This is a genomic window from Faecalibacterium sp. DFI.5.82, from assembly GCF_029076575.1.
Taxonomy (GTDB): domain Bacteria; phylum Bacillota; class Clostridia; order Oscillospirales; family Ruminococcaceae; genus Faecalibacterium; species Faecalibacterium duncaniae.
The window spans coordinates 1-290 of sequence record NZ_JARFIS010001072.1 but is presented as its reverse complement, the minus strand read 5'-3'; the positions used below and the strand labels follow the sequence as shown (position 1 = coordinate 290).

The window sequence follows — 290 nt, the reverse complement described above, 5'->3', positions numbered from 1 at the left end:
TGCTCGGAGGCCATCTTCTGAAAATCCACATTGGCCCGGACTTTTATGTCCTTCCGTTCCCACTTTGCCACCTTCCGGGCCGGGTGTTCCTGCCAGCGGCGTTTGGCATAGCGTGTCAGTTTCCGGGTTCCGGCCTCTGCGGCCAGCTCGGATTTATGGGCTCCTTCCACACCCACATTTTCATGCTCGACCTCGTGTATCTTGTTGTGGACATAGAACCATGCTTCTATACGGGCTCCCCGGACTGCCTTTTTTGCAAGCCCCGGCGGCTTCTTCGCTGCCCGTTTTGC

At 57.2% G+C, this 290-nt stretch carries 1 pseudogene; it reads right to left on the bottom strand.

The window, feature by feature from the left end:
• Positions 1-290 (bottom strand): annotated as a pseudogene (locus tag P0G09_RS20195) (NlpC/P60 family protein); the annotation flags it as partial.